Here is a 24,503-nt window from a genome sequence, read left to right as displayed (position 1 = left end):
GGGTCAAGGCGGGAAAGCGTGCCTTGACCCGGCACCGCCGGCCGTGTTCTGGCTTCGGATCGGGGTTGCAGGGGGGCTGGGCTGCTTCCGGCGGGGCGTGCGGGACGTCGGCCCGCTGCGGGCCGGGGTCGTGCGGCGCGTTGGCCGCTGCGGGCCGTGTGGCGCCCTTGCCGGAGGGCGGGCCGGCCTTGTGCGTCAGTCCAGGCGTTCGATGATCGTTGCGTTGGCCAGGCCGCCCGCCTCGCACATTGTCTGCAAGCCGTAGCGGCCGCCCGTCTGCTCCAGGACCGACAGCAGCGTTGTCGCCAGGCGGGCGCCGCTGCCGCCCAGGGGGTGGCCCAGCGCTATTGCGCCGCCGTTGATGTTGACCTTGGCCGGGTCCGCTCCGATCTCGCGCTGCCAGGCCAGTACCACGCTGGCGAATGCCTCGTTGACCTCGAACGCGTCGATGTCCGACACCTCCAGGCCCGCGCGTGCCAGGACCTTGCGGGTGGCCGGGATGACGCCCGTCAGCATGAACAGCGGGTCGTCGCCGGCGACCGCGAAGCTGTGGATGCGGGCTCGGGGCTTCAGGCCCAGTGCCGTGGCCGTCTCGCTGCTGGTGATGAGCAGTGCGGCCGCGCCGTCGTTGATCGGGGACGAGTTGCCCGCCGTGATGTGCCAGCCCAGGTCCGGGAAGCGCTGCTCCCAGACGTCGGCGCGGAACGCGGGCTTCAGGCCGGCGAGGATCTCCGGTGTGGTGCCGGGCCGGACCGTCTCGTCGGTCGTGATCTCACGCAGCGTGCCGTCGGGGGCGGGGGCCTTCAATGGCGCCACCTCGCCGGCGAACTTGCCGTCCGCCCATGCCGTTGCGGCGCGCTGGTGGCTTTCGGCGGAGAACTCGTCCAGCTCGGCGCGGGTGAAGCCCCACTTGGCGGCGATGAGCTCCGCGCTGATGCCCTGCGGCACCAAGCCGTCCGGGTAGCGGGCGGCGATCTGCGGGCCGAACGGGTCGCGGCCGGCCACCTGGCTGCCCATCGGCACCCGGCTCATCGACTCGACGCCGGAAGCGATCACGACGTCGTACGCGCCGGCGATGACGCCCTGTGCGGCGAAGTGGATCGCCTGCTGGCTGCTGCCGCACTGGCGGTCGACGGTCACCGCCGGCACCGACTCCGGCAGTCCGGCGGCGAGCGCGGCCCAGCGGGCGGTGTTCATGCTCTGCTCGCCGATCTGGCCGACCGCGCCGCTGATCACGTCGTCGATCCGGGCCGGGTCGACGCCGGTGCGGTCGACGAGCGAGCGCAGGGCGTGGGCGTGCAGGTCGACCGGGTGCACCCCGGCGAGCGTGCCGTTCGGCTTGCCCTTGCCGATCGGGGTTCGTACCGCGTCGACGATCACCGCGTCCGTCATGGCGTCTGCCTCCTCGCAGATGGGATGCCTTCGGTATACGCCTCGTCGGTTGGGATTCACAACTCAGCTGTTCGCCACGTCACAGGAGGCTGACGTGCTAGGTTGGATTTTCAACCCCGTGGAGGTGGCATGGTCCGGCGCGGTCGTGAGTGCTCGGTCGCCGAGGCTTTGGAGGTCGTCGGCGAACGGTGGAGCCTGCTCGCGCTGCGGGAGATCATGCTCGGCGAGCGGCGGTTCAACCAGATCGCCGAGAACACCGGCGCCAGCCGCGACATCCTGGCCGCCCGGCTGCGCAAGCTCGTCGACGCCGGCGTGCTCGAGAAGGTCCAGTACGAAGCCCACCCGCCGCGCCACGAGTACCACCCGACCGAAGCCGGCCGCGCGCTCCAGCCGGTGCTGCTCGGGCTGATGGCTTGGGGTGACAAGTACGTCCACCGGGGTGAGCCGCCGACGCTCTGGCGCCACGCCTGCGGTGAGGTGCTGGAACCGGCCACCGTCTGCGCCCACTGCGGTGACCCGGTGAACGCCCCCGGCACCCGCGCGATCCGCCTCGGTGCCGTGCACGCCTGACCTCCCTTCCCGCAAAAGGCCTCCTCGCATCCCGCGAGGAGGCCTTTTCCGTGTCCGGCCGTTGACTTGAGACCCACGTCACTGTAACTCTTGAACGAATCAACGCAAGAACCTGACAGAGCACCGGCAAATCGCGGCAGCGGTCAGGAAGCACCCGGTCTCCGTCCGAGTCGTCTCCCCTCCTCCCCGGATCAGAGGAACCCCATGAGAACGAAGCGGCTTCTGTCGCGCGCGGCCACCTACGCCGCCCTGTCCCTGCTCCTCGCGGCTCCCGCCGTGGCCGCGAGCGCTGCTCCGGCCGCACCCGCCGCCACCCAGGCCGCCGTCCAGGCCGCCGCAGCGACCTACAGCGCGAGCAGCCAGCTCGCCGGCTACCCCGTTTCGAACGTCGGCGACGGCAACCAGGCCACCTACTGGGAGAGCGCGAACAACCAGTTCCCGCAGTGGGTCCAGGCCGACCTGGGTACCGCCACCAACGTCGCCCAGCTCGTGCTGAAGCTGCCCGCGAACTGGGAGGCCCGCACCGAGACCTTCAGCGTGCAGGGCAGCACGAACGGCACGGGTTTCAGCGACCTGGTCCCCTCGGCGGGCTACCGCTTCGATCCCGCGACGGCCAACACCGTCACCCTGAACCTGACCGCGAACACCCGGTACGTCCGCCTGAACGTCACGGCGAACTCCGGCTGGCCCGCCGCGCAGCTGGCGGAGTTCGAGGTGCACGGCCCCGCCGGCGGTGACACCCTGCCGCCGTCGGCGCCCGCCAACCTCGCCTACACCCAGCCCGCGAGTGGCCAGATCCGGCTCACCTGGTCGGCGTCGACCGACAACACCGGTGTCGCCGGCTACGACGTCTACGCGAACGACCAGCTGCGTGGCAGCGTCGCCGGGAACGTCCTGACCTACACCGACACGCAGCCCGACGGCACCACCGTCTCCTACTTCGTCCGCGCGAAGGACGCCGCGGGCAACCAGTCGGCGAACAGCGCCACCGTGACGCGCACCGGCACCCGGGCCGGCACGAACCTCGCCCTGGGCAAGCCGATCACGGCGTCCTCGACGGAGTGGACGTACGTGGCGGCCAACGCCAACGACGACTCCGCGGCCACGTACTGGGAAGGCGGCGGCGGGACCTACCCGAACCTGCTGACCGTCGCGCTCGGTGCGAACGCCGACCTGAACCAGGTGGTCGTGAAGCTCAACCCCGACCCGGCGTGGGGTCCGCGGACCCAGACGATCGCCGTCGAAGGCCGTGAGCAGAGCGCGTCCGCGTTCACCACCCTCGCCGCCGCGCAGACCTACAGCTTCAGCCCCGCGACCGGCAACTCCGTGACGATCCCGCTCGGCGGCCGCGTCGCCGACGTGCGCCTGCGCGTCACCGCCAACTCCGGCGCGGGCGGCGGGCAGGCCGCGGAGTTCCAGGTCTTCGGTGTCCCCGCGCCCAACCCGGACCTGACGATCTCGGGCGTGACGTGGTCGCCGCAGAACCCCGTGGAGACCGACGCGATCACCGCGTCGGCGACCGTCCGCAACGCCGGGACGGCGGCCTCCGGCGCGACGAACGTCAACTTCTACCTGGGCACGACCAAGGTCGGCACCGCGAACGTCGGCGCCCTCGCGGCCGGCGCGTCGACGACGGTGTCGGCGAACCTCGGCACCCGGGACGCCGGCAGCTACCAGCTGACCGCGAAGGTCGACGAGGCCAACGCCGTCATCGAACAGAACGAGGCCAACAACTCCTACACCGCCGCGACGGCGCTCGTCGTCAGCCCGGTGCAGAGCTCCGACCTCGTCGCGGCGACGGCGTGGTCGCCGGGCAACCCCGCGGCCGGGAACACGGTCACCTTCACCACGACCCTGCGCAACCAGGGCACGATCGCGTCCGCGGGCGGCGCCCACGGCGTCACGGTGACGATCACCGACCAGAACGGCACCGTCGTCAAGACGCTGACCGGCAGCTACACCGGGGCCATCGCCGCCGGCGCCACCGCGCCTCCGGTGACGGCCGGCACCTGGACCGCGGCCAACGGCCGGTACACCGTGAAGACGGTCGTCGCGAACGACGCCAACGAGCTGCCCGTGAAGCAGGCCAACAACACCAGCACGCAGCAGTTGTTCGTCGGCCGCGGCGCGAACATGCCCTACGACATGTACGAGGCCGAAGACGGCGTCGTCGCCGGCGGCGCGGCCGTGGTCGGCCCCAACCGCACGATCGGCGACCTCGCCGGCGAGGCCTCGGGCCGCAAGGCCGTCACGCTGAACTCGACCGGCTCCTCGGTCGAGTTCACCACCCGGGCGGCGACCAACACCCTGGTCACGCGGTTCTCCATCCCGGACGCCGCGGGCGGCGGAGGCATCGACTCGACGCTGAACGTGTACGTGAACGGCACCTTCCTCAAGGCGATCGACCTGACCTCGCACTACGCGTGGCTCTACGGCGCCGAAACCGGCCCGGGCAACTCACCGGGCGCCGGGCCGCGTCACGTCTACGACGAGGCGAGCACGCTGCTCGGCACCACCGTGCCCGCGGGCAGCCGGATCAAGCTGCAGAAGGACGCGGCGAACACGACGAACTACGCGATCGACTTCGTCAGCTTGGAGCAGGCGACCGCGAAGGCGAACCCCGACCCGGCGCACTTCGCGGTGCCCGCCGGGTTCACCCAGCAGGACGTCCAGAGCGCGCTCGACAAGGTCCGGCAGGACACCACCCTCACCGGGGTCTACCTGCCTGCCGGGAACTACACCCTGTCGAGCAAGCTGAACGTCTACGGCAAGGCCGTCACGGTCACCGGCGCCGGGCCGTGGTTCACGAAGTTCTCCGCGCCTTCGGGTCAGGAGAACACCGACATCGGCATCGACGTGCAGTCGAGCGCCAACGGCTCGACCTTCAGCGGGTTCGCCGTGTTCGGGAACTACACCTCTCGCATCGACGGTCCCGGCAAGGTGTTCAACCTGACGAACGTCGCGAACCTGACGATCGACGACATCTGGGTGGAGCACCAGGTGGTCATGGTCTGGGGCACCAATGTGGACGACACCACGATCGAGAACTCCCGGATCCGCGACACCTTCGCCGACGGCGTCAACCTCACCAACGGCAGTACGGGCAACCACGTCACCAACAACGAAGCCCGGTCCACCGGTGACGACAGCTTCGCGCTGTTCGCCGCCACGGACCTCAACCCGGGCAACCAGTACGGCAACGTGTTCGAGAACCTGACCGCGCTCACCCCGTGGCGCGCGGCCGGGCTGGCGGTGTACGGCGGGTACGACAACACCTTCCGGAACCTCTACATCGCGGACACGCTGACCTATTCGGCGATCACGATCAGCTCGCTCGACTTCGGCTACCCGTTCCTCGGGTTCGGGCCGCAGCCGACGACGGTCCAGAACGCCTCCCTGGTCCGGGACGGCGGCCACTTCTGGGGCCAGCAAACCTTCCCGGCGATCTGGCTGTTCTCCGCGTCCAAGGAGTTCCGCGGCATCCGGGTGTCCGATGTGGACATCCAGAGCCCGACCTACAGCGGCATCATGTTCCAGACCAAGTACAACGGCGGTCCGGAGCACCCGGTCGAGGACACCGTGCTGACGAACGTGTCGATCACCGGCGCCCACCGCAGCGGGGACGCCTTCGACGCCAAGTCCGGGATCGGGATCTGGGCCAACGAGCTGCCGGAACCGGGCCAGGGCCCGGCCGTCGGCTCGGCGACCTTCACCGGGCTCACCCTGGCCGACAACGCCGAGGACATCCGCAACCGCACCACCACGTTCACCATCAACCGCAGTTGAGCCAGGCCGCGCGGGCCCGCCGGGAAAGCCGTTCCCGGCGGGCCCTCGCCGTGCCAGGATGACGCCGGAGGTGGTCGACGTGCGGATCCTGGTCACCGGCGGCACCGGAGCTCTGGGCACTGCGGTGGTGGCCCGGCTGCGGGCGGCGGGCGAGGAGGTCCGCGTGCTGAGCCGCCGGGCCGCCCCGGACGTCGTCCGCGGCGACCTGCGGACCGGCCGCGGCGTCGACAGCGCCGTCGCCGGCGTGGACGTGGTCGTCCACTGCGCCACCGACTACCTCGGGCGGGAAGCGCAGCTCGCGCGCACGCTGGTCGAGGCGGCGCGGTGGGCCGGCGGCCCGCACCTGGTGTACGTCTCGATCGTCGGCGTCGACCGGGTCCCGCTCGGCTACTACCGGGCCAAGCACGAGACCGAGCAGCTGATCGCCGCCTCGGGCCTGCCGCACACGATCCAGCGGGCCACCCAGTTCCACGGCCTGGTCCGCACCCTGCTCGCGGGCGCGTCGCGGCTGCCGGTGGTGCCGGTGCCGCGCATCTCGTTCCAGCCGGTCGACGTCCGGGACGTCGCCCGCCGCCTCGCCGGCCACGCGCTGGACGATCCGGCCGGCCGGGCGCCCGACTTCGGCGGCCCGGAGATCCTTTCCGCGGCCGAGCTGGCCCAGGCGGTCGCCGAGGCGAGCGCGCGGCGCCGGCGGATCGTGCCGCTCAAGGTGCCGGGGGAGACGTTCCGGGCCTACGCCGACGGCGGCCATCTGGCTCCCGCGCACCGCGAAGGCGAGATCACGTTCCGCGAGTACCTGGCCGAGCGAGCCGATCACGGGTAACCGGTCCATCCCGAAGATTCTTGACCACCGGGCCGGATAGATCATATGTTTGGCGGGCTCCGCAGCCGTTTTCCGCCCACGCCGAACGGATGACCCATGCCGGAACTGCCTCTCCCGTCGTCGCGGCGGTCCTTCCTCAAACTCGGTGGCGCGGTCGGCGCCGGTGTTGCGCTGGGTGGCCTACGTCCCTTTGCTGCCAACGCCGATGTCGTCCGACCGGCCGGGGAGGACCTCGCCCCGCCCACGCCGGCCACCACCCTGTGGTACCCGGCGCCCGCGAGCGAGTCGAAAATCATCGAACAGGGCCTGCCGATCGCCAATGGTCGGATCGGTGCGCTCGTCGGGGGTGACCCGGCCGCCGACTTCCTCTACCTCGCCGACGCGTCGCTGTGGACCGGCGGCCCCAACGACGTCCTCCAGGACGACGGCCAATTCCCCTACGAGACCGAGAAGTTCGGCACGCTCGGCCTGCTCGCGAAGCTGCGGATCGCGGTCCCGGCCCACACCGGCGTCACGGACTACCGGCGCACGCTCGACCTCGGCAACGGCCTGGTCGTGATCACCTACCGGCACCGGGGCGTGCAGTACCGTCGCGAGTACTTCGCGAGCCACCCCGACGACGTCGTGGTGGTCCGGCTCAGCGGCGGGCCCGTCACCGGGTCGGTGTCGCTGGAACCGACCCGCGGCGAACCGGCGGCCGGTGCCGGAGCGTTCACCGGCGCGTTCGCCAACGGCTTGAAGTACGCCTGCACGGTGACGACGTCGGGTGGGCTGGCCTTCAGCGGGAGCAGCGAGGTCGTCGTCGTGCTCAGCGGCGGCACGAATTACGTCCCCGACGCGGCGCGGAAGTTCCTCGACACCTCGCTCGACCCCCTGGTCCTGGCGAAGCGGAAGGCGGCCGCGGCGCTGACCGTGGGCGGCGGGGCCCTGCGGGCGACCCACGTCGCCGACTACCGGCGGCTGTACGACCGGATGAGCGTGGACCTGGGGCAGTCTCCGCCGGCGAAGCGGGCCCTGGACACGTGGTCGCGGCTGGTCGCCCGCCACGACCAGCCGGGCGTGCCCGATCCGGAGCTGGAGGCGAGCTACCTGCAGTTCGGGCGCTACCTGACGATCACCGGCTCGCGCGACGGCCTGCCGATGGGCCTGCAGGGCCTGTGGCAGAACACGAACACGCCGGACTGGATGAGCGACTACCACACCGACATCAACCTCCAGATGAACTACTGGCTGGCCGACCGCGCGGCGCTGCCCGGGAGCTTCACTGCCCTGGCCGATTACTGCCTCGCGCAGCTTCCCGTGTGGACCGACAGCACGAACCGGCTGTTCAACGACCCGAGGAACCGCTTCCGCAACACGAGCGGGAAGGTGGCCGGCTGGGCGGTCGCGTTCTCCACGAACATCTACGGCGGCTCCGGCTGGTGGTGGCACCCCGGCGGCAACGCGTGGCTGTGCAACTCGCTGTGGGACCACTACTCCTTCACCCAGGACAAGGCGTACCTCGCGCGGATCTACCCGCTGCTGAAGGGGGCGGCCGAGTTCTGGGACGCCCGGTTGATCCCGATGACGGTCGACGGCCGCGAGGTGCTCGTCGACGACCACGACTGGTCGCCCGAACACGGCCCGCAGGACGCCCGCGGGATCACCTACGCGCAGGAGATCGTCTGGGACCTGTTCGAGCACTACCGCGAGGCCACCGCGGTGCTGGGCCGGGATCGCGCGTACGGAGACCGGATCGCCGGGCTGCAGAAGAAGCTGTACCTGCCGAAGGTGAGCCCGTCGACCGGCTGGCTCGAGGAGTGGATGTCGCCGGACAACCTCGGCGAGACCACGCATCGGCACCTGTCCCCGCTGATCGGCTTCTTCCCGGGTGATCGCATCGCGGCCGACACGGCCCCGCGCGAGCTGCTCGACGGCGTCCGGGCGTTGCTGATCGCGCGCGGGATGGACAGCTTCGGCTGGGCGACCGCGTGGCGATCGGCGTGCTGGGCGCGGCTCAAGGACGCCGATCGCGCGTACCAGCTGCTGCTCACCGTGCTGCGGCCGTCGGTGGCGAACGGCAACGGCACCGCGCCCAACTTCTTCGACATGTACAGCCAGGGCAGCTACACGATCTTCCAGATCGACGCGAACCTCGGCGCGCCCACGGCCATGCTCGAAATGCTCGTCCACTCGCGCCCGGGGGTGCTGGAGCTGCTCCCGGCGCTGCCGTCGGCGTGGGCGGCTTCGGGCCGGGTGACCGGGATCGGCGCGCGCGGCGGGTTCGAGGTGGACCTCGAATGGCGTGCCGGGAAGGTCACCCGGGCGGTGATCCGCAGCGTCGGCGGCACCCGGCTCGAGGTGCGGGCCGGGACCTGGCGGCGGACCGTCACCCTGCGGCCGGGGGCGTCGGTCACGGTCCGGCCGAGTTGAGGCGGGTATCGGTGCGGTGAGGATCCTCGGCGCGATCGGGCTGATCCTGCCTTGGGCGCTGGACATCGCCCCGGTGCTGACGCCACTGGCCGTGGCCGGGCTGGTGAGACCAAGGCGCTGCCGAGGAACGTCGTGCTGGCGGTGCTGCGGGCGGCGGGCCGCTTCGCGGGCTAATACCCTGGAGCCCGATGGACGTCGATCTGCGCAAGCTGCGGTACTTCGTGGCGGTCGCCGAAGAACTGCACTTCGGGCGCGCCGCCGCGCGGCTGCACATCGCGCAGCCGGTGCTTTCGCGGCAGATCCGGGCCCTGGAAGGCGAGCTGCGGGCGCAGCTGTTCCGCCGCGACAGGCGGTCGACCGAGCTCACCGCGGCCGGGCGTCAGCTGCTGGAAGACACGCGGCCGCTGCTGGCCTCGGCCGACGCCCTCCGCCGCCGGGTCGCGACGGCCGCGCGCGGCACTTCGGCGTTCACCGTGGCGTTCATGCCGGGCATCACGGTCACCGGCGCGGTCCGCGAGCTCTCGGCGCGGCAGCCCGGCCTGGCGGTGGAGCTCCTGCGCACGACGTGGGACGACCAGACCGAAGTCCTCCACGACGGCCGCGCCGACGTCAGCGTGATCCGGCTGCCGGTGGACCGGCGCGGGCTGAGCGTCCGGCCGCTGTTCCGCGAGCCGCGCGTGGCCGTGCTGCACGCCGGTCACCGGCTGGCCGGCAAGGAGTCGGTGCGGGTCGGCGACCTCGTGGACGAGCACCTGCTCAACGACCCGGACGCGGTGCCGGAGTGGCGCGACATCGCGGTCGAGCTGCGCGAAGGCGCCGCACCGGCGCGGCGGGCGTTCCGGAGCGTGGAGGAGAAGCTCGAGCACGTGGCCGCCGGGCGGGGGATCGCGGTCGTCCCGCGGTCGACGTCGGAGTACTACACCCGGCCCGACGTGGTGCGCGTGCCGGTCGAGGACCTGCCGCCGAACGAGGTGTGCCTGGCGTGGGTATCCGGCCGGCGGTCGCGGGTGATCTTCGAGTTCGCGGAGATCTTCGCGGACCTGGCCGACGCAGGGGAGAGGACACGATGATCCGCTGGGCGACGTTCGACTGCTTCGGCACGCTGGTGGACTGGCGCCACGGCATCGCCACCGGGCTCGAGCTGCTGTACCCCGGCCGCGGCGCGGAGCTGCTGGAGGTCTATAACCGGTTCGAGCCGCAGGTGCAGGCCGAGGCGCCGGTCCGGCGGTACCGGGAGGTGCTCGCCGAGTCCCTGCGCCGGACCGCGGCCGAAGCCGGGCTGGAGCTGGTGGCGGACGACGCTTCGGTGCTCGGGACCGGCCTGCCGTACTGGCCGGTCTTCCCGGACACCCGGCCGGCGCTGGCCGCGCTGCGGGAAGCGGGCTGGCGGCTCGCGCTGCTGACGAACTGCGACCGCGACCTCATCGGCGAGACCCAGCGGCGGCTCGCGGTGCCGATCGACGCGATCGTGACCGCGGAGGACGTCGGCGAGTACAAGCCGGGGCACGGTCACTTCCGGCGGTTCGCCGCATCCTTCGACGCGACGGCCGCGAACTGGGTGCACGTGGCGCAGAGCCACTTCCACGACATGGTGCCGGCCCAGGCGCTGGGCATCCCGCGCGTGTGGGTCAACCGGCACGCCGGCCCGCAGGACCCGGCGGTGGCGGACGCGGTCCTGCCCGATCTCGCCGGCCTGGCCGAGACGGTCGAGCGGGTGCACGCCGGAGCCCGCTGACCGCGGTCACGGGTGGCGCAACCCGGCCCGGTGCGGCGGGAACACCGCGGTCCACAGCGCCTTCCACGGCTTCGCGGGCTGCCGTTCCCTCGGCGTCTGCAACGCCGGCTCCGGGCGCGCCCCGGCCCGGTAGTCCATCTCCACCTGCACCCAGTCGTGGATCCAGTCGCCTCGCATGGTGGCTCCTTTCGTCGTGGAGCCCACGATCGTCCTGAGGGTTCGGCGCCCGCATCGGGTGAACACGCAGTCCGGCGCCGGCCGGCCCCTTACCCGCTATCGTGACCGGGTGGCCGCGACGACGTTCCTGTTCGTGCCCGGCGACCGGCCCGACCGCTTCGGCAAGGCGCTCGCCAGTGGCGCCGACGTCGTGATCCTCGACCTCGAGGACGCCGTCGCTCCCGCGGCCAAGGACGCGGCCCGCGCGGCGGCGGGTGAGTGGCTGGAGAGCCACCGGGCGATGGTCCGGATCAACGCGCCGGGCACGCCGTGGTTCGACGCGGACGCCGAGCTGGTGGCCGTGCGGGGCGTGCCGGTGATGGTGCCGAAGGCCGAGACGCCGGGAGTGCTCGCCGGGTTCGGTGCGGTGGTCGCCCTCGTCGAGACCGCGCTCGGGGTGGAACGCGCCGGTGAACTGGCCGCGGTGCCGTCGGTGACGCGGCTGGCGTTCGGCAGCGTGGACCTGGCGGCCCAGCTCGGGGTCGCGCCGGAAGACCGGGAGCCGTTCGCGTACGCGCGTTCGCGGCTGGTGATCGCCTCGGCGGCGGCCGGCCTCGCGCCGCCGGTGGACGGCGTCACCACGGATCTGGGCGCCGGCTCGCCGCTGGAGGAGGACGTCCGCTACGCGCGCCGCCTGGGTTTCGGCGGCAAGCTCTGCATCCACCCGAAGCAGGTGGCCGTGGTCCGGGCCGGCTTCACACCGACGGAGGCCGAACGCGCCTGGGCCCGCCGGGTCGTGGCGGCGGGGGACGGGGTGTCCGTTGTGGACGGCCGGATGGTGGACAAGCCGGTGCTCGCCCGAGCACGGCACATCCTGGGGGAATGAGCTCCGAACGGGCAACGACGCGTTCTGCTTCCGGCTGCACCGCGGCGCGTTGGGCGAGAGTTGCTTTTCACCAAGCCGCCCCGCCACCTTCCACCGCGGCCGCCCCGCCCAGTGCGGGCGGAGCCGGGTAGCGCCGAGCTTCGCTGAGGTCGATTCGCGCGCGGTTTCTCCGAGGTCCGTCGGCAACACCACCGGCCGAGAATGACCTGCGCGGTCCCGCATCGCGAACCCGCGGGCCGCCCTGCGCTACACCGCGCCCCGGCGCCGCAACGCTTCCGCGTCGAAGCCGAACTCCGTCAGCACCGCGTCCGTGTGCTCGCCCAGTGCCGGTACCGGGTCCATCCGCGGGGCCCGGCCCGGGACCGTGATCGGCGGCAGCGTCGCCCGGATCGGCCCGGCCGGGGTGGCGACCTCGGCGAACCGGTCGCGCGCCGTGAGCTGGGGGTGGGCCAGGACGTCCGGCAGGTCCCGGCGGCGGGCGTGCGCGATGCGGCCCGCCCGCAGCCGCGTCTCCAGCTCGGCGCCGGTGAGCTCGGCGAAGATCGCGTCGATCCCGGCTTCCAGGGCGGCCCGGTTCGCCACCCGCGCGCTGCCCGTGGCGAACCGTGGGTCGGTGACCCAGTCCGGGCGGGCGACCGCGTGCTCGCAGAACGCCGCCCACTCGCGGTCGTTCTGGACCGCCAGCACCAGCTCGGTCCCGTCGCCCGCGGCGAAGGTGCCGTAGGGGCGATCGCGGCGTGGCTGGTGCCCGTCCGCGGTGGCGGTGTCCCGCCGTACCCGGCGTAGTACAGCGGAAAGCCCATCCATTCGACGAGCGAGTCGAACAGGCTGACTTCGAGTTCGGTGCCCAGCCCGGTCCGCTCGCGGTCGTACAGCGCGGACAGGATGCCGGAGAAGGCGTACATGCCGGCGCCGATGTCCGCGGCCGGGATGCCGCTCTTGGCCGGCTCCGCCGCGGATCCGGTGACCGACACCAGCCCGGCTTCGGACTGGATGAGCAGGTCGTACGCCTTCGCGTCGCGGTACGGGCCGGTCGAGCCGTAGCCCGACACCGAGCACGTGATCAGCCGCGGCCGGGTCGCGCGCAGGGTGGCCGCGCCCAGCCCGAGCCGCTCCGCGACGCCGGGTGCGAAGTTCTGCACGAACACGTCGGCGCGGTCCAGCAGCGCGGCCATGACGTCGGCCGCCGCGTCGCTCTTGAGGTCCAGCGTGACGCTTTCCTTCGACCGGTTCAGCCAGACGAAGTGACTGGAGAGGCCGTGCACGGTCTCGTCGTAGGCGCGGGCGAAGTCGCCGGTGCCCGGCCGTTCGATCTTGAGCACGCGGGCCCCGAGGTCGGCCAGGTGCCGGGTGGCCAGCGGCGCGGCGACGGCCTGTTCGCACGACACGACGGTGACGCCGTCGAGGGGCAAGGAACGCATGGCCGCATCCTGCCACCCGAGCCGGACCGAACCGGCGATGCGGGGAGTGATACGTATCAGTATGCGCGGGTCGGATCTGCTGGAGTTTCGGGCAAAACCGTTGACGGCCCCTGGGCGGGCTTGCACTCTGAATCGGATCAGCTGATCAGCGGCGACCGGCGAGCGAGGTACCCGATGGGCAGGGTGCGGCAGGCCGACATCGCGCGTGTGGCGGGGGTTTCCCAGGCGACGGTGTCGGTGGTGCTCGGCGGCAACCGCACGGGCGTCCGGCTGGCGGAGTCGACGCGGCTGCGGGTGCTGGAAGCCGCCCGGCGGCTGGGTTACGCCGATCCGCTGGCGAAGCGGCCGGCGTGCCAAGACCTCTTCGGGATCTGCGCCGCCACCCCGGTGTTCGAGGCGCACCAGGCGGTCCTGGCCGGCATCGCGGCGGAGGCGGCCGCACTCGGCAAGGACCTGATCATGTTCGCCGCGGCGGGTCCCGCGCTCGCCCGCCGCACCCGGCTCGCCGACGGCTGCCTGTTCCTCGGCGGTCCCGTTCCCGAAGAGCTGCTCACCGGCGGCTTTCCGATCGTCCACATCGGACGCTGTGCCGAGCTCGGCGACCGCGTTCCCTGTGTCGACGCCGACTACGCGCCGGCCTCGGCCGAGGTGGTCGCCCGGCTGGTGCGAGCGGGCCACCGGCGGATCCGCTACCTGCGCGAGCCGGCCGACACCCCGGCCGCGCGCGAACGCGAACGCGGGATCCGCGCCGAGGCCGGCGCGGTCGGCTTGGTGGTCGCCGCCGACGGCACCGGCCTCGGCGCGGCGGCGATCCGCGGCTGGCTCGCCGAGGGCGTGACCGCGCTGGTGGTGGACGAGGCCGTCCTCGCCCCGGCGCAGCGGGCTCTGCGGGCGGCCGGGGCGACGGTGCCCGGCGACGTCTCCCTGGCGGTCCTGGGCCGCCCGCCGTCCGGGACGCCCGGCCCGGAGATCAGCGGCTTCGAGGTGCCACGGCGTGCGCTCGGGCGCGAGGCGGTGCGGCTGCTGGCGTCCCTCGTCGGCACGGGGGCCGGCGGGCATCGGCTGCTCGCCTGCCCGCCGGTGGCCGGGGAGACGATCGCTCCCGTCGCCTGAGCCGGTGTCAGGACAGGACGCCGTTGTAGTCGGGCAGTTTGAAGGTCCGCTCCGCGTGCCCGCCGTTGAGGTCGGTGAGGTTGTTGCCGATGTTCGCGACGATGGCGTACCCGGCCTGTTCGATGGCGGTCCGCGCCTTGGTCTTGTTGGCCTGGACCGGGTCGAAGTTGAACAGGGGACGCAGGTAGAGCCCGTCGATCGGGTAGCCGACCGCCTTCAGGTTGCCTTCGGTGGGCCACCGGAGGATTTCGGTGCGGTCGCTGACGAAGAAGACCGCGGCCCCCTTGGCCTGGGCGAGCTTGGCGAGCGCCAGGACCGGCTGCACCGCCGGGGTGGTGATCCCGCCGGAGTAGTAGGTCTCCAGGCTGGTGTTGTCGATGTCGAGCACGATCGCGGTCCGGCCGCCCGGGACGGCGAGCCGCTGGTCGAGGTAGTCGGCGGCCGGGGTGGTGACCGCGGTGACGTCCGCGATCCAGGTGGCGTAGGCGGGAGCGGCGGCCGAGCCGGCGGCCGGCGCGGCCGCGGAACGGGCATCGGCGGTGCCGGCGGTCCCGAGCAGCAACAGGACGGCGGAGGCGGTGCCGGCCAAGGCGAGGCGGGCTTTCGAGGGTGACATGGCAGACAGTCCACCAGCCGGTGGGAAGTGATCGTACCGGCAAGTAGCCGAATTTGTTTCATGTTCTGCCGGTGATCGTCGGCGGTTCGCGCCCTGTTCGCCCGGCCGGGGACTGCCCTTTCGGGCGTTCATCGCCGCCCTTCCCCGCGACGGCCGGTCCGGGCCGTGCTGCCCGACTTAGAGTGGGGGAGTGAGGATGCCCTGGAACCGGGAGCAGGTGACAGCGCGGCCCTCGCCGAGGAGACAGCCGGTCGAGTCCCCGGAGCCGAGCTCGGCGGGTGCGCTGCTTTCCTGGCAGCGGCGTGCGGGCAACAAGGCGGTCGTCGCGGCCCTTTCACCGGGCGAAGGCACCGTCGAGCTGTGGCCGTCCGCCGGGAACGTGCACCCGGTCGCCGCGACCCTCGGGCGCTCCGACGTGCAGGCCCGCCTGCCGAACTTCGCGGACCTGAAGGCGGCCTACACGGACAAGAAGCTCCGGATCCCGCAGGCCGTCGTCAAGGACAGGGTGGCGCAGCTCCTCGGCCGGATGCAGTTCGAGAAGCGGCTCAAGTCGAAGGACCCGGTGCCGTCGATCGTCGCCAAGATCTTCCCCGGGCCGGGGGTGATCAGTCAGAAGGAATTCGAGAAGGCACTCGACCCGGCCGACCGATCGCTGGTCTACCAGACCGTGTTCGACGCGGACACGGCGGTGAAGAAGGCCGATCGGGCCAAGCTCAAGGCGCTGATGAAGGACGCCGGTGCCCTGATGGCGACGGTCGAGGGCGACGCGGCCGGGCTGACGGCGGTGTTCGGCGGCCAGGACGCCGTCGCCAAGTCCCGGTACGCCGCGGCACGTTCCGCGCTGGCCACCGTGGCGAGCGACCTCGAGAAGCACGTCACCACCGACTACAACCTGGACGACCCCGAGATCTCCCTCGGTGGCTGGGCATCGCACTCGGCGCAGGTGATGCACCTGCTCGTGGACGTGGTGAAGGGAACCAACCCGGCGGAAAGCAAGGCGACGCTGATCCACGAGTCAGCCCACCTCGGCTCCGGTTCGGTCGTGGACCTCGGCTACTACGCCACCCCCGGCTTCGAGGCGATGAGCGAGCTCGACAAGGTCAACAACGCCGCGCACTTCGAAGAGCTGCCTCGCCGCGCGATGGGTGTCAGCTCGTTCGTGGGACACACGTTCAAACCCAACATCGTCAAGGGCGGCGGTGTCATCACGCGGACCGACGTCGTGCGGAAGATCGCGGGCGACCACCTCCAGCACGCCTGGGACGCGGCGGCGGACGCGCACATGTGGCTGCGGGGCGTGCGCAAGGCGAAGCTCCGGGGCGACGGCAAGCCGTTCACCGACGACCGCGCCCTCATCATGGAGCTGTCGCAGGTGGCCGACCTGACCATCCACACCCAGTCCGTGGCGCACGCGAAGGTGACCACGCTCGACGTCACGATCATCGAGAGCATCGCCCGCGCGATGGGCCTGCTGGGGGAGCTGGTGACGGGCCTGGCGCTGCCACCCGGCCCGTTCTCCGACAAGGGCGCTGCCGAGGCGATGGTCGCCGAAGCCGCCAAGCAGTACGGGCACCTCCTGGGCGACGCCGGCCGGGACAAGACGCTCATCGACTGGCTCGCCGCCCGCTTCCACAACCTCCCGAGCCCGCCGTGACCGCGCCGGACACCGAGCCGTCCCTCGGCGGCCTGAGGCTGACCGAGGACACCGAGGTGGTCGACCTGGTGAACGTCTCGCCGCCGACCCTCGACCCGCTGATCCACGCACCGAAGCTGCGCGAACTCCGCCTGCGGCACACGAACCCGCACCGGACGCCGATCGGCGTTCCGCTGGACCTGGCCCCTCTGGGCGGCGCCACCGACCTGGAAGTCCTGATCCTCCCCGGCCGCGCCGTCCACGACCTGAGCCCGCTGCGCGGGTTGACGAAGCTCCGTGAGCTGGACCTGAGCAGTACCCCGGTGGACGACCTCGCGCCGCTGCAGGAAGCGCACAGCCTGCGCGTCCTCCGCCTGCGGGCCAGCCGGATCCGCACCCTCGAACCCCTTCGCGACCTGACCGCACTGACAACCCTCGACGTGGCACACACCGGGATAGCCGACCTGGCCGTCGTCGCCACCTTGCCGAACCTGACCGAGTTGCAGCTCGCCGGCGCCGCCGTGGCCGACCTGACTCCGCTGACGTGGCTGCCGCACCTGACCGAACTGTCGGTCTCCGAAACCCCGATCACCACCCTGACCGCGCTCGCTGCCTTGCCGTGGCTGGCCGCCGCGCGCAGGCTGGATCTGAGTGGCACGAGCCTCGAGTCCCTCGCGGGAATCGAACGGGCGGCCCGGGCGACCGAACTGCTCCTGTACAACACGCCGATAGCCGACCTCGCGCCTTTGGCCGCGCTGAGCGAACTCCGGGAGCTGAACCTGTCGGGAACGAAGGTGGCCGACCTCACCCCGCTGCACGCCCTCCGGCACCTGGCCGAGATCACCCTGGACGACACGCCCGTGCCGGCAGGCCAGATCGCCGCCCTCCGCGCCGCGCTGCCCGCTCTGGCCATCGGCTGACCACCGGGTTCCCACCAGGTGCGTGCACAGCGCACCCGGCGGTCCGGGTGATAGGAATGGCCGGTGACCGAACCGAACCTGATCGAAGCCGCCGCGGCCGAGGCCGTGACGCTGACCAGTGAGCTCATCCGCATCGACACGACCAACACCGGCGATCCCGACACGCTGGTCGGCGAGCGGGTGGCGGCGGAGTACGTGGCGGAGAAGCTGACCGACGCCGGCTACGAGATCACCTACGTCGAGTCGGGCGGGAAGAACCGGCACAACGTGATCGTCCGGCTCGAAGGCGCCGACCGGTCCCGGGGTGGGCTGCTCATCCACGGCCACCTCGACGCCGTGCCCGCCGACGCCTCGGAGTGGTCGGTGCACCCCTTCTCCGGCGCGGTCCAGGACGACTACGTCTGGGGCCGCGGTGCGGTCGACATGAAGGACATGTGCGGGATGGCGCTCGCGCTGGCCCGGCACTACAAGCTGAACAACGTCGTGCCGCCGCGGGACCTGGTCTTCGCCTTCCTGGCCGACGAGGAGGCCGGGGGCAAGTACGGCGCCCAGTGGCTGGTCGAGAACCGGCCCGAGCTGTTCGAGGGTGTCACCGAGGCGATCAGCGAGGTCGGCGGCTTCTCCATCACGCTCAAGGACGACGTCCGGGCGTACCTCATCGAGACGGCGGAGAAGGGCATCCGCTGGATGAAGCTGCGCGTGCGCGGCACCGCCGGGCACGGTTCGATGATCCACCGCGACAACGCGGTGACGAAGCTGGCCGAAGCCGTGGCGAAGCTCGGCAACCACCGCTTCCCGCTCGTGCTCACCGACTCGGTGAAGGAGTTCCTCGCCGGCGTCACCGAGATCACCGGCTGGGACTTCCCCGAGGACGACCTGGAGGGTTCGGTCGCCAAGCTGGGTAACATCTCCCGGATGATCGGCGCGACCCTGCGCGACACGGCCAACCCGACCATGCTCACCGCCGGGTACAAGTCGAACGTCATCCCGTCGGTCGCCGAGGCCGCGGTCGACTGCCGGATCCTGCCGGGCCGCCTGGAGGCCTTCGACCGCGAGCTCGACGAGCTGCTCGGCCCGGACATCGAGAAGGAGTGGATGGAGCTCCCGCCGGTCGAGACGACCTTCGACGGCGCGCTCGTGGACGCCATGACCGCCGCGGTGCTGGCCGAAGACCCGGGCGCGAAGACGCTGCCGTACATGCTGTCCGGCGGCACCGACGCGAAGTCGTTCCAGGAGCTGGGCATCCGCAACTTCGGCTTCGCGCCGCTCAAGCTGCCCGCGGACCTCGACTTCTCGGCGCTGTTCCACGGCGTCGACGAGCGGGTCCCGGTCGAGGCGCTGAAGTTCGGCACCCGCGTGCTGGACCGGTTCCTGCGCACGTCCTGATGACCGGGTTCGCGCTCGCCGACGGCACGCCCCTGCAGGTGATCCGCAGGGGCGACCCGGCCGCGCCGGTGACCGTCGTGTTCGTCCACGGCTACGCGCTCGACCAGCGCAGCTGGGGCCGGATCGCGCCGCTGGTGCCGGACGCCGCCGGCGGCCCGGTGGCCGTGCTGACCTACGACCAGCGCGGCCACGGCGGCTCGGGGCGGGCGCGCCGCGGGACGGCGACCATGGCGCAGCTCGGCGACGACCTCGCCGAGCTGCTGGCGCGCGAGGTCCCCGAGGGCCGGGTCGTGCTGGTCGGCCACGACATGGGCGGCCTGGCCGTCATGTCGCTGTCGCAGCGGCACCCGGACCTGTTCGCCGCACGGGTGGCGGGGCTGGTGCTGCTGGCGACGTCGTCGGGCACGCTCGCCGCGGAGGTGTCGGCGACCTGGCCGAACGCGCTGGGGAAGCTGGCCCGCGACCTCGAGGCGGTGCTCGGCTCGAAGCTGTTCGGCGTCGTGCGGGAGCACACCAGCCGGGCGGTCAGCGCGGGGCTGCGCTGGTGGCTGTTCGGCGACGACCCGGACCCGGACCTGGTCGAACTGACCGTGAAGATGATCCGCGGCAACTGGCCCCACACCGTGTCCGTGTTCCGCCCGGCCATGGACGCCTACGCCCGCGAAGCGGCGTTGGCCCAGGTCGCCGACCTGCCGGTGACGGCGATCGTGGGGGAGCGGGACCGGATCGTCCGTGCGTCCGATGTGGAGCAGTGGGCCCGCGGCCTCGGCAACGGCACCGCCGTGGTGTTGCCCGGCGTCGGGCACGTCGTGCCGCTGGAGGCCGCGGCCCAGGTGCTGCCGCGGATCGTCGCGCTGGTCAACGCGAGCCTGCGGAGCTGAGTTCACCCGGCGCGGGTGCCCGCGGCGAGGAAGATCGGCACGGCGACGAACAGCCGGTCGTCGCGGGCCCGGGCGGCCTGCTCGGCCAGCCAGGCGCCGTCGCCGCCGAGGTTGGCGAGCACCGGCAACGCCCCGGCGTCGGTCCACACGAGCGCGTGGACCTCGACGGTGACGTCGGTGAACCCGTTGTCCAGCAAGAGGTTCCGGTACCGCCGCGCGATCCGGGGGTGGGGCATGCCGTCCGCGCGCGTGTGGACGATCGACCGGGTGCGCGCGGGATCGTCGGAGTCGATCACGATCGTGTCCCAGTCCTGGCCGGTGAGCACCGCGCGGCCGCCCGGGGCCAGGACGCGACGGGCCTCGGCGACGGCGAGCGCGGGTTCGGGCAGGACGTGCAGGACCTTGTCGGCGCGGTAGCCGGTGACCGAGCGGTCGCCGAGGGGCAGCGCGGCGGCGTCGGCGACGTGGAACTCGCCGGCGGGCCAGCGGGCGGCGGCCGTTTCGATCATGGCCGGGTCGGCGTCGACGCCGATGGCCCGCACCCCGTGTGCGGCCAGCTCGCCGACGGCCCGGCCGCCGCCGCAGCCGACGTCGACCACGACGTCGCCGAGGCCTCGGTAGGTGCGTTCCCGCAGGTCGACGGCTTGCGGGCGGTCGTCGAGAGCGTCGAGGAGCGTGAGCAACGTGGACATGGCGCCCATCCTGCGACTTAATGCCGGGATGAAGTCAATCGGCGAAGTGGCGGCCCGGTTCGGGCTGCCCGCTCACGTGCTGCGCTACTGGGAGGCGGAAGGGCTGCTGGCCCCGGCCCGGGTCGGGCCACGGCGTCGCTACGCCGAGGCGGATCTGCAGCGAGTGGCCGCGATCCTGGTCGCGAAGGAAGCCGGGTTCGAGCTCGCGGACATCCGGACGATGCTGACCGCGCGGTCCGCGGCCGACCGCGCGGCGATGGCGGCCCGGCAGCGTGAGCGGCTGCGGACCCGGATCGCCCGGGCGCAGGCCGCGCTCGAGCTCCTGGACGGCGACTGCCCGCACGACGACCTGATGACGTGCCCGAATTTCCAGGGGCTGCTGGCCGAACGGCTCGACCGACAAGAAGCGAGTTCTTGACAACTTCTCTGTTCGGCCGGGATGCTGGGCCCATGTTTCCCGTGGCGGTGATCGAAGACGCGGCGGCGGCCGAAGTGTCGCTGGACCCGGTCCGCGCCCGGCTGCTGGCCGAACTGGCCGAGCCGGCGTCGGCGACGATGCTCTCCACCCGCGTCGGCCTGCCGCGCCAGAAGGTCAACTACCACTTGCGGGCGCTGGAAAAGCACGGCCTGGTGGAGCTGGTCGAGGAACGCCGCAAGGGCAACGTCACCGAGCGGATGATGCGGGCGACGGCGGCCTCGTACGTCATCTCGCCGACGGCGCTGGCCGCGGTCCAGCCGGACCCGGCCCGCTCACCCGACCGGCTCTCGGCGCGGTGGCTGCTCGCCGTCGCCGGCCGCCTGGTGCGTGACGTCGGCCTGCTGATCACCGGCGCGGCGAAGGCCCAGCAGCGCGTCGCGACCTTCGCGCTCGACGGCGAGGTGCGGTTCGCCTCCGCCGCCGACCGGGCCGCGTTCGCCGAGGAGCTCACGACCGCGGTCACGACGCTGGTGGGCAAGTACCACGACGAGACGGCCGAGAAGGGCCGCCCTCACCGGGTGGTCGTCGCCGTGCACCCGAGCGTCCCGGAGGAGTCCTGAGGTGGGGCCCGAATTCGAACTGACCGACACCGCCGAGGTCGGCGCCACGCCCGAGCAGGTGTGGGCCGCCATCGCGACCGGTCCCGGCATCGACTCGTGGTTCATGGGCCGCAACGAGGTCGACGGCGGCACCGGCGGCACGGTCCGCGGCGCCTTCGGCGAGTACGAGCCGGAGTACCGGATCCGCGAGTGGGAGCCGCCCGCCAAGCTCGCCTACGGCAGCGCGACCGCGCCGGACGGACGGCGGATCGCCTACGAGTTCCTCGTCGAGGGCCGGGCCGGCGGCAGCTCGGTGATCCGGTGCGTCACCAGCGGTTTCCTGCCCGGCGACGACTGGGAGGACGAGTTCGAGGCGATGACCGCGGGCGGCGCGCTGTTCTTCCGCACCCTGGTCGAGTACGTCACGCACTTCACCGGCCGCACGGCGGTGCCGGTGACGGCGTTCGGCCCGCCGGTGGGGGACTGGAATCAGGCGTGGGCGCGGCTGGGCACGGCCCTCGGCCTGCCGGCGCGCCCAGCCGAAGGCGACCGCGTCCGGATCGAGCCGGGCGGCCGGGAGGGCGTCGTCTACCTCGTGAACGACCAGGCCGTCGGCGTACGCACCGGGGAAGCGATGTACCGCTTCCTGCGCGGCTTCCACGGGCCGATGGTCGCCTCCCACCACGTCTTCACGCCGGGCACCGACCCCGGCACCGAGGAGAAGGCCTGGGGCGAGTGGCTGAACCGGGTGTCCGGCTAGGTCGGCAGGGCGCCGGGCAGGCTCTGGGCCGTCTTCTTGCGGCGCAGCCAGACCCGGCGCGTCCCGTCGGCGTAGAGCCGCACGGTGCGCAGTTCCCAGCCCGCGAACTCCGCGTGGATGGAGAGCTGGATCGCCGCCGCACGCCGGGACACACCCGGGGGGAGGTGCAGACGGCGATACTCCCAATCCCCTTCGACCACCGCCTCGCTGACCGCTGTCATGGCTGGATCACCTGGGTCCCTTCTCCGGCGGCCGAGCCGACGATCACCCGGCCGCTCTTCTCGTCCACCCCGACCGAGTCCGGCTGGCGCACGGTGGGGAACCGGTACTTCTCCACGGGCTCGCCCCCGCGGACGTCGAAGCCGGCCACTTCATTGCGTTCGGTGAGCGTCACCCACGCCAGGCTGCGCGTCGCGTCGTACGCGATCCCGTACGCCCCGCCCGGCACCGGGAACCGCTGCTTCAGGATCAGCGGGCCCGCCGAGAACGCCAGCAGCGCCCCCGCCCGCGCGTCGGTCACCAGCACCCGCCCGTAGGAGTCCGCCACGGCGTTCGCGGCGCCATCGCCCGCCCGCAGGCCCTCGTCGACCTTCCCGCCCGCCACGTCGACCGAGAACACCGCCGTCCGCAGCCGGTCCAGCACCACCACGCCGTTCCCGGTGTCGACCACGTCGTCGGCGCTGTAGAGCTGCCCGCCGATCGTCCGCGCCGGACCCGCCGCCGGCAGCACCCGGATGTCCTTGCCCGCCCCCATCGCGACCAGCCGATCCGCCCCGAAGGCGATGCTCGACGCCGGCTGCCCGCCCGTCTTCGTCTCGGTCAGCTTCCGGTCCGGCAACGTCAGCTGCTGCACCACACCCTGATCGGGCTCGGCGATCTCGACCCGCCCCGGCGCCACCGTCAGCCGCGAGACCTTGCCGTATAACGGCATATTCACCGGGGGTGACGCGAGCGCGTTCAGGTCGTACAGCTGCAAGGCCGGCGGCGAGGAAACCGCGACGACGAGGGTCGAGGTCGTCGCGTCCACGGCGACGGCCGACACCGCGCCCGTCCCGAGCACCTGACCGGCGGGTTTCACGGTCACGGCCGGGGAGACGGCCGGGCGGGCGGCGGTCGGGTTCGCCACGATCTGCAGGTCGTCGGAGGTCGACTTGACCGACGAACAGCCCGAGAGCACGAGGGCACCGGCGAGCGGGAGCGCGATCCACGACACGGCGGCGAGCCGACGCACGTTGCGGCCTCCAGTTGTCCCTCGGCGGGCGGTCTTCACCAGCATGCTCCTTGATCCCCGTGTCGTCACGTGCGTGTCACCGAACAGACATCTGGCGCTCACCGCGGCCAGCGTTCGGGGTAGCCGACCTCGATCGCGCTGACGTCGTCGAGCGCGGACCGGATGGCGGGCGGGAGAGTGATGCCCTCCGCCGTCAGCGAGCCGGTGAGCTGGCCGGTGTCGCGCGCGCCGACGACCGGGGCGACCACGCCGGGCCGGTCGCGGACCCAGGCCAGGGCCACCGCGAGCGGGGACGTGCCGAGCCCGTCGGCGGCGGTCGCGACGGCCTGCACGATCCGGGCGGCGCGGTCGGTGCGGTGGTGCTCGACGTAGCCGGCGTAGGCGCTGTTCGCGCCGCGCGAGTCGGCGGGCGTGCCGGTGCGGTACTTGCCGGTCAGCACACCTCGGCCGAGCGGCGCCCACGGCAGCAGCCCGATGCCGTGGTGCGCGGCCGCGGGCACGACCTCGCGATCCACGCCGCGTTCCAGCAGCGAGTACTCGACCTGGGTGGAGACGATCGGCGCGAGCGCCGAGGCGCCCGCGGCGGCGGTGGCCAGCTGCCAGCCCGCGTAGTTCGAGACGCCGACGTAACGGACCTTCCCGCTGGTCACGGCGTACTCGAGGGCGGCCAGCGTCTCGGCGAGCGGCGCGCAGTCGTCCCAGGCGTGCAGCTGCCACAGGTCGATGTGGTCGGTGCCGAGCCGCTTGAGCGAGCCGTCGAGCGCGGTGAGCAGCGCGCCGCGCGAGGCGCCGCCGCCGAACGGGCCGTCGTCGCGCCGGGCGACCGCCTTCGTGGCCAGGACGACGTCGTCGCGGGGCACGAGGTCGCCGAGCAGCGAGCCGAGCACCCGCTCGCTCTCGCCCTCGCCGTAGATGTCGGCCGTGTCCACCAGGGTGCCGCCGGCGTCGACGAAGGCGACCAGCTGGCTGGCCGCCTCCTCCGCGTCCGTGTCGCCACCCCAGGTCATGGTGCCGAGCGCCATACGGGAGACGCGCAGTCCCGAGCGGCCGAGCAGTCGCTTTTCCACGACCGC

Annotated in this window: 22 protein-coding genes and 2 pseudogenes; 16 read left to right on the top strand and 8 right to left on the bottom strand. The window is 72.4% G+C overall.

The window, feature by feature from the left end:
• Window positions 1-195: 195 nt before the first annotated feature.
• Window positions 196-1,392 carry a thiolase family protein gene (locus tag AB0M30_RS44595; RefSeq protein WP_364597841.1) on the bottom strand — a complete coding sequence of 399 codons (1,197 nt, stop codon included), beginning with the start codon at window positions 1,390-1,392 and terminating at the stop codon, window positions 196-198.
• 129 nt (window positions 1,393-1,521) lie between these two features.
• On the opposite strand from AB0M30_RS44595, the gene AB0M30_RS44590 reads away from it, so the two are divergent.
• The 7 genes and pseudogenes from AB0M30_RS44590 to AB0M30_RS44560 all read left to right on the top strand — a co-directional run bounded on the left by AB0M30_RS44590 (window position 1,522) and on the right by AB0M30_RS44560 (window position 10,718).
• On the top strand, window positions 1,522-1,962 hold the full coding sequence (locus AB0M30_RS44590; RefSeq protein WP_364597838.1) for a helix-turn-helix domain-containing protein: 441 nt from the start codon (window positions 1,522-1,524) through the stop codon (window positions 1,960-1,962).
• Window positions 1,963-2,166: 204 nt separating this feature from the next.
• Window positions 2,167-5,748, top strand: a complete 3,582-nt coding sequence (locus tag AB0M30_RS44585; protein ID WP_364597834.1) for a CARDB domain-containing protein — start codon at window positions 2,167-2,169, stop codon at window positions 5,746-5,748.
• A gap of 58 nt (window positions 5,749-5,806) precedes the next feature.
• A complete protein-coding gene (locus AB0M30_RS44580; protein WP_364597832.1) occupies window positions 5,807-6,571 on the top strand; it encodes an NAD(P)H-binding protein in 765 nt (254 codons plus the stop codon).
• 96 nt (window positions 6,572-6,667) lie between these two features.
• Window positions 6,668-8,983, top strand: a complete 2,316-nt coding sequence (locus tag AB0M30_RS44575; RefSeq protein ID WP_364597829.1) for a glycoside hydrolase N-terminal domain-containing protein — start codon at window positions 6,668-6,670, stop codon at window positions 8,981-8,983.
• A gap of 4 nt (window positions 8,984-8,987) precedes the next feature.
• A pseudogene (locus tag AB0M30_RS44570) lies at window positions 8,988-9,157 on the top strand (DoxX family protein); the annotation flags it as partial.
• A 14-nt stretch (window positions 9,158-9,171) separates the two neighbouring features.
• Window positions 9,172-10,053 carry a LysR substrate-binding domain-containing protein gene (locus tag AB0M30_RS44565; protein WP_364597826.1) on the top strand — a complete coding sequence of 294 codons (882 nt, stop codon included), beginning with the start codon at window positions 9,172-9,174 and terminating at the stop codon, window positions 10,051-10,053.
• On the top strand, window positions 10,050-10,718 hold the full coding sequence (locus tag AB0M30_RS44560) for an HAD family hydrolase (protein ID WP_364597823.1): 669 nt from the start codon (window positions 10,050-10,052) through the stop codon (window positions 10,716-10,718). The genes AB0M30_RS44565 and AB0M30_RS44560 overlap by 4 nt, the downstream gene beginning before the upstream one ends.
• Window positions 10,719-10,724: 6 nt before the next feature.
• Here AB0M30_RS44560 and AB0M30_RS44555 read toward each other — a convergent pair whose 3' ends face one another.
• On the bottom strand, window positions 10,725-10,895 hold the full coding sequence (locus AB0M30_RS44555) for a hypothetical protein (protein WP_364597820.1): 171 nt from the start codon (window positions 10,893-10,895) through the stop codon (window positions 10,725-10,727).
• A 109-nt stretch (window positions 10,896-11,004) separates the two neighbouring features.
• Between AB0M30_RS44555 and AB0M30_RS44550 the strand changes: the two genes are divergently transcribed.
• Entirely contained in the window at window positions 11,005-11,760 is a 756-nt protein-coding gene (locus AB0M30_RS44550; RefSeq protein WP_364597817.1) for a CoA ester lyase, read from the top strand.
• 246 nt (window positions 11,761-12,006) lie between these two features.
• Here AB0M30_RS44550 and AB0M30_RS44545 read toward each other — a convergent pair.
• A pseudogene (locus AB0M30_RS44545) lies at window positions 12,007-13,307 on the bottom strand (CaiB/BaiF CoA-transferase family protein).
• 48 nt (window positions 13,308-13,355) lie between these two features.
• Here AB0M30_RS44545 and AB0M30_RS44540 point away from each other — a divergent pair.
• On the top strand, window positions 13,356-14,294 hold the full coding sequence (locus AB0M30_RS44540) for a LacI family DNA-binding transcriptional regulator (RefSeq protein ID WP_364597814.1): 939 nt from the start codon (window positions 13,356-13,358) through the stop codon (window positions 14,292-14,294).
• A gap of 7 nt (window positions 14,295-14,301) precedes the next feature.
• On the opposite strand, the gene AB0M30_RS44535 is transcribed toward AB0M30_RS44540, so the two are convergent.
• The gene (locus tag AB0M30_RS44535) at window positions 14,302-14,910 is read right to left on the bottom strand and encodes an HAD family acid phosphatase (protein WP_364597811.1); all 609 of its coding nucleotides are present in this window, start codon (window positions 14,908-14,910) and stop codon (window positions 14,302-14,304) included.
• Window positions 14,911-15,106: 196 nt separating this feature from the next.
• Between AB0M30_RS44535 and AB0M30_RS44530 the strand changes: the two genes are divergently transcribed.
• The 4 genes from AB0M30_RS44530 (at window position 15,107) to AB0M30_RS44515 (ending at window position 19,730) form a co-directional block, all read left to right on the top strand.
• On the top strand, window positions 15,107-16,564 hold the full coding sequence (locus tag AB0M30_RS44530; RefSeq protein ID WP_364597809.1) for a hypothetical protein: 1,458 nt from the start codon (window positions 15,107-15,109) through the stop codon (window positions 16,562-16,564).
• Window positions 16,561-17,463, top strand: a complete 903-nt coding sequence (locus AB0M30_RS44525) for a leucine-rich repeat domain-containing protein (protein WP_364597806.1) — start codon at window positions 16,561-16,563, stop codon at window positions 17,461-17,463. The genes AB0M30_RS44530 and AB0M30_RS44525 overlap by 4 nt, the downstream gene beginning before the upstream one ends.
• 63 nt (window positions 17,464-17,526) lie before the next feature.
• On the top strand, window positions 17,527-18,849 hold the full coding sequence (locus AB0M30_RS44520; RefSeq protein WP_364597803.1) for a M20/M25/M40 family metallo-hydrolase: 1,323 nt from the start codon (window positions 17,527-17,529) through the stop codon (window positions 18,847-18,849).
• On the top strand, window positions 18,849-19,730 hold the full coding sequence (locus AB0M30_RS44515; protein ID WP_364597800.1) for an alpha/beta hydrolase: 882 nt from the start codon (window positions 18,849-18,851) through the stop codon (window positions 19,728-19,730). The genes AB0M30_RS44520 and AB0M30_RS44515 overlap by 1 nt, the downstream gene beginning before the upstream one ends.
• Before the next feature lie 2 nt (window positions 19,731-19,732).
• On the opposite strand, the gene AB0M30_RS44510 is transcribed toward AB0M30_RS44515, so the two are convergent.
• Window positions 19,733-20,422 carry a methyltransferase domain-containing protein gene (locus tag AB0M30_RS44510; protein ID WP_364597797.1) on the bottom strand — a complete coding sequence of 230 codons (690 nt, stop codon included), beginning with the start codon at window positions 20,420-20,422 and terminating at the stop codon, window positions 19,733-19,735.
• Between the two features lie 28 nt (window positions 20,423-20,450).
• Here AB0M30_RS44510 and AB0M30_RS44505 point away from each other — a divergent pair, with 28 nt between their 5' ends.
• Genes AB0M30_RS44505 through AB0M30_RS44495 form a run of 3 tightly spaced genes read left to right on the top strand, consistent with a single transcriptional unit; the run spans window position 20,451 to window position 22,199 of the window.
• The gene (locus AB0M30_RS44505; protein ID WP_364597794.1) at window positions 20,451-20,840 is read left to right on the top strand and encodes a MerR family transcriptional regulator; all 390 of its coding nucleotides are present in this window, start codon (window positions 20,451-20,453) and stop codon (window positions 20,838-20,840) included.
• A gap of 32 nt (window positions 20,841-20,872) precedes the next feature.
• Window positions 20,873-21,460: a helix-turn-helix domain-containing protein gene (locus tag AB0M30_RS44500; protein WP_364597791.1), complete on the top strand. Its 588-nt coding sequence runs from the start codon at window positions 20,873-20,875 to the stop codon at window positions 21,458-21,460.
• A 1-nt stretch (window position 21,461) separates the two neighbouring features.
• Window positions 21,462-22,199 (top strand): SRPBCC domain-containing protein, encoded by a 738-nt coding sequence (locus AB0M30_RS44495; protein WP_364597788.1) that lies wholly within the window; start codon window positions 21,462-21,464, stop codon window positions 22,197-22,199.
• On the opposite strand, the gene AB0M30_RS44490 is transcribed toward AB0M30_RS44495, so the two are convergent.
• The 3 genes from AB0M30_RS44490 to AB0M30_RS44480 all read right to left on the bottom strand — a co-directional run bounded on the left by AB0M30_RS44490 (window position 22,196) and on the right by AB0M30_RS44480 (window position 24,497).
• A complete protein-coding gene (locus AB0M30_RS44490; protein WP_004561940.1) occupies window positions 22,196-22,420 on the bottom strand; it encodes a DUF5703 family protein in 225 nt (74 codons plus the stop codon). The two genes, AB0M30_RS44495 and AB0M30_RS44490, sit on opposite strands and share 4 nt — an antisense overlap.
• Complete coding sequence (locus AB0M30_RS44485; RefSeq protein ID WP_364597853.1) at window positions 22,417-23,430, bottom strand: hypothetical protein; 1,014 nt, start codon at window positions 23,428-23,430, stop codon at window positions 22,417-22,419. The genes AB0M30_RS44490 and AB0M30_RS44485 overlap by 4 nt, the downstream gene beginning before the upstream one ends.
• Before the next feature lie 98 nt (window positions 23,431-23,528).
• A complete protein-coding gene (locus tag AB0M30_RS44480; RefSeq protein ID WP_199191350.1) occupies window positions 23,529-24,497 on the bottom strand; it encodes an aldo/keto reductase in 969 nt (322 codons plus the stop codon).
• Window positions 24,498-24,503 lie beyond the last annotated feature (6 nt).

It is taken from the genome of Amycolatopsis sp. NPDC051716 (assembly GCF_040681595.1).
GTDB lineage: Bacteria > Actinomycetota > Actinomycetes > Mycobacteriales > Pseudonocardiaceae > Amycolatopsis.
Note: the sequence above shows the minus strand (reverse complement) of the source record. Positions and strands in the feature narration are given on the sequence as shown.

What these genes read in the sequence shown, in the direction of transcription:
- AB0M30_RS44595 (WP_364597841.1), bottom strand. Translation starts at nt 1,392, where the DNA reads ATGACGGACGCGGTGATCGTCGACGCGGTACGAACCCCGATCGGCAAG.
- AB0M30_RS44590 (WP_364597838.1), top strand. Translation starts at nt 1,522, where the DNA reads ATGGTCCGGCGCGGTCGTGAGTGCTCGGTCGCCGAGGCTTTGGAGGTC.
- AB0M30_RS44585 (WP_364597834.1), top strand. Translation starts at nt 2,167, where the DNA reads ATGAGAACGAAGCGGCTTCTGTCGCGCGCGGCCACCTACGCCGCCCTG.
- AB0M30_RS44580 (WP_364597832.1), top strand. Translation starts at nt 5,807, where the DNA reads ATGACGCCGGAGGTGGTCGACGTGCGGATCCTGGTCACCGGCGGCACC.
- AB0M30_RS44575 (WP_364597829.1), top strand. Translation starts at nt 6,668, where the DNA reads ATGCCGGAACTGCCTCTCCCGTCGTCGCGGCGGTCCTTCCTCAAACTC.
- AB0M30_RS44565 (WP_364597826.1), top strand. Translation starts at nt 9,172, where the DNA reads ATGGACGTCGATCTGCGCAAGCTGCGGTACTTCGTGGCGGTCGCCGAA.
- AB0M30_RS44560 (WP_364597823.1), top strand. Translation starts at nt 10,050, where the DNA reads ATGATCCGCTGGGCGACGTTCGACTGCTTCGGCACGCTGGTGGACTGG.
- AB0M30_RS44555 (WP_364597820.1), bottom strand. Translation starts at nt 10,895, where the DNA reads ATGCGAGGCGACTGGATCCACGACTGGGTGCAGGTGGAGATGGACTAC.
- AB0M30_RS44540 (WP_364597814.1), top strand. Translation starts at nt 13,356, where the DNA reads ATGGGCAGGGTGCGGCAGGCCGACATCGCGCGTGTGGCGGGGGTTTCC.
- AB0M30_RS44535 (WP_364597811.1), bottom strand. Translation starts at nt 14,910, where the DNA reads ATGTCACCCTCGAAAGCCCGCCTCGCCTTGGCCGGCACCGCCTCCGCC.
- AB0M30_RS44530 (WP_364597809.1), top strand. Translation starts at nt 15,107, where the DNA reads ATGCCCTGGAACCGGGAGCAGGTGACAGCGCGGCCCTCGCCGAGGAGA.
- AB0M30_RS44515 (WP_364597800.1), top strand. Translation starts at nt 18,849, where the DNA reads ATGACCGGGTTCGCGCTCGCCGACGGCACGCCCCTGCAGGTGATCCGC.
- AB0M30_RS44510 (WP_364597797.1), bottom strand. Translation starts at nt 20,422, where the DNA reads ATGTCCACGTTGCTCACGCTCCTCGACGCTCTCGACGACCGCCCGCAA.
- AB0M30_RS44505 (WP_364597794.1), top strand. Translation starts at nt 20,451, where the DNA reads ATGAAGTCAATCGGCGAAGTGGCGGCCCGGTTCGGGCTGCCCGCTCAC.
- AB0M30_RS44500 (WP_364597791.1), top strand. Translation starts at nt 20,873, where the DNA reads ATGTTTCCCGTGGCGGTGATCGAAGACGCGGCGGCGGCCGAAGTGTCG.
- AB0M30_RS44490 (WP_004561940.1), bottom strand. Translation starts at nt 22,420, where the DNA reads ATGACAGCGGTCAGCGAGGCGGTGGTCGAAGGGGATTGGGAGTATCGC.